This window comes from Streptomyces sp. S6 (assembly GCF_054880855.1).
This window is the reverse complement of record NZ_JBTYMC010000233.1, coordinates 1-10,524: the sequence shown is the minus strand read 5'-3', so window position 1 is coordinate 10,524 and position 10,524 is coordinate 1. Positions and strand designations below refer to the sequence as shown.

The 10,524-nt window shown below is 73.1% G+C and carries 10 protein-coding genes and 1 pseudogene; 4 read left to right on the top strand and 7 right to left on the bottom strand.

Annotation, left to right across the window (positions count from 1 at the left end; all coding sequences use genetic code 11):
* Window positions 1-377 (bottom strand): response regulator (locus ACVNF4_RS25965; protein WP_461805294.1); only part of this gene is annotated, 377 nt, incomplete at its 3' end.
* 233 nt (window positions 378-610) lie between these two features.
* The gene (locus ACVNF4_RS25960) at window positions 611-1,264 is read right to left on the bottom strand and encodes a DUF3000 domain-containing protein (protein ID WP_461805293.1); all 654 of its coding nucleotides are present in this window, start codon (window positions 1,262-1,264) and stop codon (window positions 611-613) included.
* Window positions 1,265-1,393: 129 nt separating this feature from the next.
* Here ACVNF4_RS25960 and hemE point away from each other — a divergent pair, with 129 nt between their 5' ends.
* Window positions 1,394-2,461 (top strand): uroporphyrinogen decarboxylase, encoded by a 1,068-nt coding sequence (gene hemE / locus ACVNF4_RS25955; protein ID WP_461805292.1) that lies wholly within the window; start codon window positions 1,394-1,396, stop codon window positions 2,459-2,461.
* Window positions 2,462-2,468: 7 nt separating this feature from the next.
* Here the strand turns inward: hemE and ACVNF4_RS25950 are convergent, their stop codons facing one another.
* The gene (locus tag ACVNF4_RS25950; protein WP_461805291.1) at window positions 2,469-3,281 is read right to left on the bottom strand and encodes a rhomboid family intramembrane serine protease; all 813 of its coding nucleotides are present in this window, start codon (window positions 3,279-3,281) and stop codon (window positions 2,469-2,471) included.
* A 125-nt stretch (window positions 3,282-3,406) separates the two neighbouring features.
* Between ACVNF4_RS25950 and ACVNF4_RS25945 the strand changes: the two genes are divergently transcribed.
* On the top strand, window positions 3,407-3,667 hold the full coding sequence (locus tag ACVNF4_RS25945) for a hypothetical protein (protein WP_461805290.1): 261 nt from the start codon (window positions 3,407-3,409) through the stop codon (window positions 3,665-3,667).
* Here the strand turns inward: ACVNF4_RS25945 and ACVNF4_RS25940 are convergent.
* Together ACVNF4_RS25940 and ACVNF4_RS25935 are read right to left on the bottom strand one after the other, a co-directional pair.
* Entirely contained in the window at window positions 3,664-5,043 is a 1,380-nt protein-coding gene (locus ACVNF4_RS25940; protein WP_461805289.1) for an FAD-dependent oxidoreductase, read from the bottom strand. The genes ACVNF4_RS25945 and ACVNF4_RS25940 overlap by 4 nt on opposite strands.
* A gap of 45 nt (window positions 5,044-5,088) precedes the next feature.
* Window positions 5,089-6,075: a DUF4349 domain-containing protein gene (locus ACVNF4_RS25935; protein ID WP_461805288.1), complete on the bottom strand. Its 987-nt coding sequence runs from the start codon at window positions 6,073-6,075 to the stop codon at window positions 5,089-5,091.
* Between the two features lie 173 nt (window positions 6,076-6,248).
* Between ACVNF4_RS25935 and hemG the strand changes: the two genes are divergently transcribed.
* Together hemG and hemQ are read left to right on the top strand one after the other, a co-directional pair.
* Window positions 6,249-7,691 (top strand): protoporphyrinogen oxidase, encoded by a 1,443-nt coding sequence (gene hemG / locus ACVNF4_RS25930; RefSeq protein WP_461805287.1) that lies wholly within the window; start codon window positions 6,249-6,251, stop codon window positions 7,689-7,691.
* Window positions 7,692-7,696: 5 nt separating this feature from the next.
* A complete protein-coding gene (gene hemQ, locus ACVNF4_RS25925; protein WP_461805286.1) occupies window positions 7,697-8,428 on the top strand; it encodes a hydrogen peroxide-dependent heme synthase in 732 nt (243 codons plus the stop codon).
* Between the two features lie 3 nt (window positions 8,429-8,431).
* Here hemQ and ACVNF4_RS25920 read toward each other — a convergent pair whose 3' ends face one another.
* Both ACVNF4_RS25920 and ACVNF4_RS25915 read right to left on the bottom strand, forming a co-directional pair.
* Complete coding sequence (locus ACVNF4_RS25920) at window positions 8,432-10,048, bottom strand: alpha/beta hydrolase (protein ID WP_461805285.1); 1,617 nt, start codon at window positions 10,046-10,048, stop codon at window positions 8,432-8,434.
* 130 nt (window positions 10,049-10,178) lie between these two features.
* A pseudogene (locus ACVNF4_RS25915) lies at window positions 10,179-10,524 on the bottom strand (TIGR04222 domain-containing membrane protein); the annotation flags it as partial.

The window sequence follows — 10,524 nt, the reverse complement described above, 5'->3', positions numbered from 1 at the left end:
AGGCCGACGCCGGCCCGGGTGCCGGTGACGCCGTACCCCTTGACGCCGCCGGCGAGAGCGTTGCGGACGGCGCCGATGTCGTCGGCGGCGGACAGGGCGAGCCCGCTGGGCCAGCCCGCGGCGCGGGTCTCGGAGAGCAGGGTGAGACCGGAACCGTCGGGGAGGTGGACGTCGGCGACGCAGATGTCGCGGGGGTTGCCGATGCGGGGACGAGCCTCCGCGATGGACGAGGCTTCGATCACGTCGCGGACACCGAGGGCCCAGAGGTGACGGGTGACGGTGGAGCGTACGCGCGGGTCGGCCACGACCACCATCGCGGTGGGCTTGTTCGGGCGGTAGGCGACCAGGCTTGCGGGTTGCTCAAGGAGAACGGACACCGGGCCTCCTGAAAGTGGGGCGGAGCTTCAAGGTCACAGTCGTCTTCGGCAGCGAACCCGGGGTCCTTTAGAAAATGATCACGATCTAGTGAGCAAGAATCCGTGCAATTCGGACACGCGATCGATCATCCGAAGATCGAGTCGGTTCACTCGCGTGCGCTTGGGTGATGGAAAGTGGCCGTATCGACAAAAGGCTGACCAAGATGCGCCCGTTCGGGGGAGGCGCGGCTGGCTCAGCGTGACTCCGGTCCGCGACGCTGGGGCAGCGTGACGACGGAGGCGTCCCCGGGACCGGCCGGCGGAAGCCCCGCGACCTGCGCCAGGAGATCGCACCAGGACGCCAGATGCGCCGCCGCGTCCGGCACTCCGCCGAGGCCCGTGCGCGGCGTCCAGGAGGCCCGGATCTCGATCTGCGACGTCGCCGGCCGCTCCGAGAGACCGCCGAAATAATGCGACCCCGCGCGCGTGACGGTCCCGCTCGGCTCGCCGTACGTCAGACCGCGCCCCTGAAGCGCCCCCGTCAGCCACGACCAGCACACGTCCGGCAGCAGCGGATCCACCGCCATCTCCGGCTCCAGCTCCGCCCGCACCAGCGTCACCAGCCGGAACGCCCCGCGCCACGCGTCGTGGCCGTCGGGGTCGTGCAGCAGGACCAGCCGCCCGTCCGCGAGATCCTGGTCACCGTCCACGACGGTCGCCTCCAGCGCGTACGCGTACGGCGCGAGCCGCCGCGGCGCCGGTGCCGGCTCCATCTCGATCTGCGGGCGCACCCGCGCCGCCCGCAGTGCCTCCACGGCAGCCCGGAAAGCCGCCGGAGCCTCCCGCTCCCCCTCGTTCGCGTCGTCCATCCCCGCGCCGTCCGCCAGTCGTCCCTGAGCCGCAGCCATGCGGGGAAGAGTAAGGGGAAGCGGCCCTTCGCGCAGGGCAAGACACCCGAGCACCCCTGCACGCGCGCGTGCGCGCTCGGCGAACAGGCGGCGACGGGACTGTCACAGGAGCGTGCGAGACTTGCCGTCGTGAGTGCGAACGAGAGCCCCGCGGGCCACCGGCCGACAGCGACGTACGACAGCCCCTTCCTGAAGGCGTGCAGGCGCGAACCCGTGCCGCACACCCCGGTGTGGTTCATGCGGCAGGCCGGCCGTTCGCTCCCCGAGTACCTCAAGGTGCGCGAGGGCATTCCGATGCTGGAGTCCTGCACCCGCCCCGAGCTGGTCACGGAGATCACCCTCCAGCCGGTCCGCCGGCACAACGTGGACGCGGCGATCTACTACAGCGACATCGTCGTCCCCCTCAAGGCCATCGGCGTCGACCTCGACATCAAGCCGGGCGTCGGCCCCGTCGTCGAGAAGCCGATCCGCACCCGCGCGGACCTCGCGCAGCTGCGCGACCTCACCCCCGAGGACGTCGGTTACGTCACCGAGGCCGTCGGCCTGCTCACCGCCGAACTCGGCGCGACGCCCCTGATCGGCTTCGCCGGCGCCCCCTTCACGCTCGCCAGCTACCTCGTCGAGGGCGGCCCCTCGCGCACGTACGAGAACGCCAAGGCGATGATGTACGGCGACCCCGAGCTGTGGGCCGACCTGCTGGACCGGCTCGCGGAGATCACGGCCGCGTTCCTGAAGGTGCAGATCGAGGCGGGCGCCTCCGCCGTGCAGCTCTTCGACTCGTGGGCCGGCGCCCTCTCCCCGGCCGACTACCGGCGCTCGGTCATGCCGGCCTCGGCGAAGGTCTTCGACGCGGTCGCCGGGTACGGCGTCCCGCGCATCCACTTCGGCGTCGGCACCGGCGAACTCCTCGGCCTCATGGGCGAGGCCGGGGCGGACGTGATGGGCGTCGACTGGCGCGTCCCGCTCGACGAGGCCGCCCGCCGCGTCGGCCCCGGCAAGGCCCTCCAGGGCAACTTCGACCCGACGGTCCTGTTCGCGGGACCCGAGGTGGTCGAGGCCAAGGCGCGCGAGGTCCTCGACGCCGCCGCGGGCCTGGAGGGGCACGTCTTCAACCTCGGGCACGGCGTGATGCCGAAGACCGACCCGGACGCGCTCACCCGGCTCGCGGAGTACGTCCACACGCAGACGGCCCGCTGAAGGACCGTCACCAGGAGTGCCGGGTCCGCGCGCGCCTGCCGAACAGCAGGCCGCGCGGCTCCGGGGGCGGGACCGTGTTCCGCTTGAGCGGCCAGGCCAGCAGCAGACCGGCCATGAACCCGACGACGTGCGCCTCGTAGGCGACCGTCCCCGCCGACGACACGCCCTCGCCGGCCGAGTAGAACGCCTGGAGCCCGAACCAGAACCCCAGCACCAGCCAGGCGGGCAGCCGCAGCGGCAGAAACACCAGGAACGGCACCAGCACCCACACCCGGACCCTCGGGTACAGCACCAGATACGCGCCCAGGACACCCGCGATCGCCCCGGAGGCACCGATCAGGGGGTCCGCGGAGTCCGCGTTCAGGACGGCGAAACCGTAGAACGCCGCGTACCCGCAGACCACGTAGAACAGCGCGAACCTCACGTGCCCCATTCGGTCCTCGATGTTGTTCCCGAAGATCAGCAGGAACAGCATGTTGCCCAGCAGGTGCAGCCAGCCGCCGTGCAGGAACATCGCCGTGAACACGCTCAGCACCGGCGACTTGCCGTAGTCCCGCGGACCGATCAGACAGCCGCCGCCGCGCACCTCCCCGGTCGCCACCAGCGCCGGAAAGTGCTGGTGGATCATCTCGCGCGGGACGGCCGCCCACTGCTCCAGGAAGGCGTGCAGATGGCACGTCTGCACCAGCGTGCTGTCGCCCTTCACCGTGCCGGCGAGACCCGGCATCCACAGGAAGACCAGCACGTTCGCGGCGATCAGCGCATACGTCACCACGGGGGTGCGGCGCACGGGGTTCACGTCATGGACGGGGATGACCACGAGGAACTACTTCCCGCGATGAGCCCGGCGAACCGGTGAACACCACCCCGCGCGCGTGCGTATGAACCGGCAACCACCCGCGGCGTGGGGAAGGCGCTCGCGGAGACGACGTGAGGAACAGAGACATGAACGACCGAGTCACTCCCATGCACGCCCTGCCCGACGGCGAGGCCGAACTCTCTCTCGTGATCCGGCTCCCCTGGGAGGACGTGGCCAGGCTCGGCCAGGAGGCGGGCCGGCTGGCCGCCCAGACGGGCCGCCCGGTGACCCTCGACGAGGCGGTGGGCCACCGGCTGCGCACCCGTCAGGCGGTCCCCACCCACGCCAAGCCCGTCGAGCAGGCGGCGGCGGTCTCCGCCCTCCCGAGGCTCACCGGCACGGCCTAACCCCCGACCTTCCGGGCCGCTTTGCGCGCCGCCACCAGGACCGGATCCCACACCGGGCTGAACGGCGGCGCGTAGCCCAGGTCCAGGGTCGTCATCCGATGCACCGTCATGGCCGCTGTGAGCGCCACAGCGGCGATGTCGACCCGCTTCGCGGCTCCCTCCCCACCGACGATCTGAACGCCCAGCAGACGGCCGCTCAGCCGCTCCGCGAGCATCTTCACCGTCATGGGGGCGGCACCCGGGTAGTAGCCCGCCCGTGACGTCGACTCCACCGTCACGGCCTCGAACGACAGCCCCGCGCGCGTGGCGTCCTTCTCCCGCAGCCCGGTCCGGGCGATCTCCAGACCGCACACCTTGCTGACGGCCGTCCCGACGACCCCCGGGAACACCGCGTCCCCACCGGTCGCGTTCGTCCCGATGATCTGCCCGTGCTTGTTGGCGTGCGTGCCCAGCGGCACGTACCGCTCCCGCCCGGAGACCAGGTCCAGCACCTCCACGCAGTCACCGCCCGCCCAGATGCCCTCGTGGCCCCGCACCCGCATGCGGTCGTCCGTGAGCAGCCCGCCGTGTTCGCCCAGCGGCAGCCCCGCCGCCCGCGCGAGAGACGTCTGCGGCCGCACCCCGATCCCCAGCACGACCACGTCCGCCGGGAACTCCCGCCCGCCCGCGACGACCGCGCTCACCCGGCCCTCGGCGTCCGCGCGCAGGGCGGTCACCTCGGCGTCGTCCACCATGGCGATCCCCAGGCCCTCCATCGCCTTGTGCACCAGGCGGCCCATGTCCGGGTCGAGCGTCGACATCGGCTCGCGGCCCCGGTTCACGACCGTCACCTCGAAACCCCGGTTGACGAGGGCCTCCGCCATCTCGACGCCGATGTACCCGGCGCCGACGACCACCGCCCGGCGCCCCCGCGCACGGGCCAGCGTGTCGATGAGGGCCTGACCGTCGTCCAGGGTCTGCACGCCGTGCACCCCGCGCGCGCCGATCCCCGGGATGTCCGGCCGCACCGGGCGGGCCCCCGTCGCGATCACCAGCCTGTCGTACGGCGTCCAGGACTCGGCCCCCGAATCGACGTCCCGCGCGCGCACGCGCCCGCCGGGGACGTCGATCTCGGTGACCTCCGTGCGCAGCCGCAGATCGATGTCCCGCGCGCGGTGCTCCTCCGGAGTGCGGGCGATCAGGGAGTCGCGGTCCGGGACGTCGCCGCCGACCCAGTACGGGATGCCGCACGCCGAGTACGACGTGAAGTGCCCGCGCTCGAAGGCGACGATCTCCAGCTCGCCGGGGTCCTTCGCCCGGCGGGCCTGGGACGCGGCGGACATCCCCGCCGCATCCCCGCCGATGACGACCAGTCGTTCCCGCGCGCTGTTGCTCATACGCCCACGCTACGGGGGACGTCCGGGGTCACGAGAGACGGCCGCTCAGGGCCGCTCGTCCGCCCCGGAGTTCTCCTCAGGCCGCTCGGGAGCGGCGCCGGGGACGCCCGCCGAGCGCAGGAGCGTCGGACGGTGAGCGCGCCGGGGCCGGACCACACGCCACCACACGAGCGCCAGGACGGCCCCCGCCAGCAGGAACGGCAGGACCGCCGACAGCACCACCACGACCCACCGCAGCACCGTCACGAACGCGTCCCAGCCCCCGGCGAGCGCGTCCAGGACACCCGGGTCGTCGTCCTTCCCGGCGTCCTCCTTCGGGGGCGTCCGCGTCAGGGACAGCGTGATCGTCGCGAGGCTCGTGCGGTCCTTCAGGGACGCCTGCTGCGACAGCAGCGCCTCCAGATCGGCCTGACGGCGGCTCAGCTCGCCCTCCAGGCTGACGACGTCGCTCAGCGAGGTCGCCCGGTCCATCAGCTCCCGCACGCGCGCGACAGAGGCCCGCTGCGACTGGACGCGGCTCGTGACGTCCACGACCTGGTCCGTGACGTCCTCCGCCTTCGAGGAGCGGTTCAGGAGCTTGCCGGAGCCCTGGAGGGCCGTCAGGACGTCGTCGTAACGGGCGACCGGGACGCGCAGCACGACCTCCGTGTGCTCGGCGTCGTCCGCGTCACGGCTGGTGGTCTCGTCGCCGACGTAACCGCCCGCGTTCTCGGCGGCCGTGCGGGCGGCGGCCAGGGCCTTGGCGACATCCTTGACCTGGACGCCGAGGGTGGCGGTGCGGATGATGTCGCTGCCGACGACCTTGGGCGACGTGGACGCCTTGGCGCCGGACGGGCCCGAACCGGTGCCCCCGCGCGCGGACTCGTCGCCGGCCTTGTCCGGGGCGGCCTTGCTCCCGGCGGCGGCCTTGTCCTGCTCGGGCGAGCCCGCGTCGCCCCCGGCGCTGCACCCGGCGAGCGTGAGAGCGGCGGCGGCGAGGAGCGCGGCCAGGGCGTGGGCGGACCTGATGTGTGCGGATCTGCGGACAGCCATGTGGAGATATCCCCCCGGGAGGTGTGAAGACGCGTCGCGCCGACGGACGTTCCTTCGACGCGCGGACCCCCTTCGACGTTGGCGGGCGCGGGTCCCGAAGAGGTCACGTTCGGGACGCACCCCGGCCACACCGCGCTCGGGGCGTTGTCAGTGGCGTCTGCCAAGCTGGGGGCATGAGCGCAGTCACAGGGCAGGTCGTCGTCATCGGGGCCGGGATCGCGGGGCTCGCCGCCGCGCACCGGCTGCTGGAGCGGGGGGCGCGGGTGACCGTGCTCGACGCGGCGGACAGAGTCGGCGGCAAGCTGCTGCCCGGTGAGATCGCGGGCGTCCGCACCGACCTCGGCGCCGAGTCCATGCTCGCCCGCCGCCCCGAGGGCATCGCCCTCGCCCGCGAGGTCGGCCTCGGGGACCGCCTCCAGCCGCCCGCCACGGCCACCGCCTCGATCTGGACCCGAGGAGCCCTGCGCCCCATGCCCAAGGGGCACGTGATGGGCGTCCCCGGCACCGCCGAGTCCCTCGCCGGCGTCCTCTCCGAGGAGGGCCTCGCCCGCATCGAGCGGGACGCCGACCTGCCGCGCACGGAGGTCGGGGACGACGTCGCGGTCGGCGCGTACGTCGCCGAGAGGCTCGGCCGCGAGGTCGTCGACCGGCTGATCGAACCCATGCTGGGCGGCGTCTACGCGGGCGACGCCTACCAGATCTCGATGCGGTCGGCCGTCCCGCAGCTCTTCCAGATCGCCAAGTCCCACACCTCGCTCACCGAGGGCGTGCGCGAACTCCAGGCCAGGATGGCCGCAGGCCAGCAGACCGGGCCGGTGTTCACGGGCGTCGAGGGCGGCATCGGGACCCTCCCGCTCGCCGTCGCCGACGCCGTCCGCGCGCGGGGCGGCGAGATCCTCACCGGCACGCCCGCGCGCGAGCTGCGCCGGGACGCCGAAGGGTGGCGCGTGGTAGCCGGAGAACGGGAGTTTCACGCGGACGCCGTCGTCGTCGCCGTCCCCGCCCCCGTGGCCGCCGCGCTGCTCGCCGACGAGTCGCCGGGCGCCGCCGCCGAACTGCGGGCGATCGAGTACGCGTCGATGGCCCTCGTCACCCTCGCCTACCGCAGCGCGGACGCCGCACTGCCCGCCGGCAGCGGCTTCCTCGTCCCCCCGGTCGACGGGCACTCCATCAAGGCGTCCACGTTCTCCTCGCGGAAATGGTCCTGGGTCGCCGACCAGGACCCGGACGTCCTGGTCCTGCGCACCTCCCTCGGCCGCTACGGCGAGTCGGAGATCCTCCAGCGCGACGACGCCGCCCTCACCGACCTCTCCCGCCGCGACCTCCGCGAGGCCACCGGCCTCGACGCCACCCCCCTGGAGACCCGCGTCGTCCGCTGGACCGACGGCCTGCCCCAGTACCCCGTCGGCCACCACGCGCGCGTGGCCCGCATCCGCGACCACGTCGCCAAGCTGCCCGGCCTCGCGGTCTGCGGCGCGCAGTACGACGGCGTCGGCATCCCGGCGTGCATCGCGAGCGCGAACGCGGCGGTGGACCAGCTCGGCGGCGACCTCGACGCCGTGCGTGAGCTGGCGGCGAACCCGGTGCAGAGCCTGCACGGCGGGGCGGGAGAATGACAGGCATGAGCGAGAACGCCCCCACCACCGAACCCGGCAGGATCCCCAACAAGGGCAAGCTGGCCAAGGACCTCAACGACGTCATCCGTTACACCCTCTGGTCCGTCTTCAAGCTGAAGGACGTCCTCCCCGAGGACCGCACGGGCTACGCCGACGAGGTCCAGGAGCTGTTCGACCAGCTCGCCGCCAAGGACGTCACGATCCGCGGTACCTACGACGTCTCCGGGCTCCGTGCCGACGCCGACGTCATGATCTGGTGGCACGCGGAGACCAGCGACCAGCTCCAGGAGGCGTACAACCTCTTCCGGCGCACGAAGCTCGGCCGCGCGCTCACCCCGGTCTGGTCGAACATGGCGCTGCACCGCCCCGCCGAGTTCAACCGCTCGCACATCCCCGCGTTCCTCGCCGACGAGACGCCCCGCGACTACGTCAGCGTGTACCCCTTCGTGCGCTCCTACGACTGGTACCTCCTGCCCGACGAGGACCGCCGCCGTATGCTCGCCGACCACGGCAAGATGGCCCGCGGCTACCCCGACGTCCGCGCCAACACCGTCGCCTCGTTCTCGCTGGGCGACTACGAGTGGATCCTCGCCTTCGAGGCCGACGAGCTGTACCGCATCGTCGACCTCATGCGTCACCTGCGCGCGTCCGAGGCGCGGATGCACGTGCGCGAGGAGGTCCCGTTCTACACGGGCCGCCGCAAGGACCTCAGCGAACTCGTCGCCGGACTGGCCTAGCGTTCAGCGCAGCCGGCGGGCCGCCTCCCGCATGCGGTCCGTCGGCTTCGGCTCCGCGTGCGGGGCGCAGGACGCGTGCCGTCCGGGGAGCCGGCCCTGAAGGAGGTACGCCTCCAGGTACCGGTTGACGCAGGCGTTCGACGCCCCGCCGATGCCGTGGCTGCCCGCGTCCCGCTCGGTCACCAGCACCGACCCGGCGAGCCTGCGCCGCAGCTCCAGCGCGCCCTCGTACGGCGTCGCCGCGTCCCGCTCGGCCGCCAGGATCAGCGTCGGCGGCAGCTCACCCGGCGCGGTCCGCACGTCCAGCGGGCGCTGCCGGGGCGCCGTCCAGAACGCGCACGGCAGGTTCGACCAGGCGTTGTCCCACGTCTCGAACGGCGCGACCCGCGCGATCCGCGTGTTGTCCCGGTCCCACGTCCGCCAACGCGTCGGCCAGGGCGCGTCGTTGCACTCCACGGCCGTGTACACGGCGTGCGCGTTCTCCGCCTGCGCCGCGAACTCCTTCAACGGCCCCGCCTGCGCGATGAGCTGCTCGGGCCTGCCCTTCAGGTACTCCGACAGCGCCCGCGCGCGGTGCGGCCAGTAGTCGTCGTAGTAGGCGGCCTGGAGGAACGTCCGCTGCAACTGGGCCGGGCCGACGATCCCGCCCGCCGGCTGCGCCGCGAGCCGCGCGCGTGCCCGCTCGTAGCTGCGCAGGACGTCCTCCGCGGTGTCGCCGAGGCCGTACGCGTCGTCGTGCTTCGCGATCCACTCGCGGACGTCCGTCCAGCGGCTCTCGAACGCCAGGGACTGGGTGAGGTTGCTGCGGTACCAGATCTGGGCGGGGTCGGGGTTCACGACCGAGTCGAAGACCATGCGGCGCACGTGCCCGGGGAACATCGCCGCGTACAGGGCGCCGAAGTAGGTGCCGTACGAGGCGCCCATGAACGTCAGTCTCTTCTCGTCGAGGGCCGCGCGGATCACGTCCAGGTCGCGGGCGTTGTTCAGCGAGTGGTAGTGGCGCAGGGCGTCCCCGGAGCGGTCGGCGCACCCGCGCGCGTACGCGCGTGCCTGGGCGATCCGTTCGCGCTTGTACGACGGAGAGGGGTGCGTCGGGGAGATCGACGGGGCCTTGATGTGGTGCGCCGGGTCCTGGCAGGACAGCGGCGCCGAACGGCCCACCCCGCGCGGGTCGTAGCCGACGAGGTCGTAGGCGGCGCCGATCCGCTTCCACTCCGGGACCAGGCCGATCAGCGGGAAGTACAGGCCCGAGCCACCGGGTCCGCCCGGGTTGTAGAGCAGGGCGCCCTGCCTCGGGACCCGCCGCTTGCTGTTGCCGGGGTCGCGGTGCGTGGCCTCGACGCGGCTGACCGTCAACCGGATCCGGGTGCCGTCGGGGCGGGCGTAGTCGAGCGGTACCTCGACGGTCGCGCACTTCATCGCGCCGGGGAGGTCCTCGGCGTCCGGGCAGGCACCGAAGGCGAGGCCCTTCGCGGCGGCACGGGCGGCGGCGACAGCCGTACCGCGCGTCTCCGGGGTGCTCACGGCTCCCGGTACGCCCTGTGCGCTCCGCGCCGGGGTGGTGACGAGGGCGGTCAGGAGCAGGGCTCCTGCGGCCGAGTGGAGGGCGGCGGCTCTCATCGGGGTCCCTTCGGTGCACGGCGGCTCGGTGCGAGGCCTGGACACAAGGGATGTTTGAGTTCGGGCGAGGGCGAGGCAAGCACCGTCGGCGGGTGTCGGGGCCAATGCTCCGATGCGCCCCCCGCCGGGGTCACTCCGGCCGCGGGTACGGCGTCCGGGCGAACGCCGCTCTCAGGTTCGGTTCGTCCAGGACACGGATGCCGTGGACGGCGACGGAGGTGAGGTAGGCGCGGTCCTGGGCCAGGGATTCCAGGAGACGCAGGCCCGCCGGGGAGGCCCAGCGGGTGTACGGGGGGATCTCCACGCGGGCCATCGCCAGGCAGCTCAGGGTGAGGGCCAGGGGCAGGGCGAACCAGAGGGCGATCAGGGCGTGGGGGACGTTCGGGGCGGGCAGCAGGAGGGCGAGGGCGCCGAGGACGAGGACGGCCGTCGCCGCGGCGCGGACCTCACGGACGCCCCCCGCCACCGACGTCCGC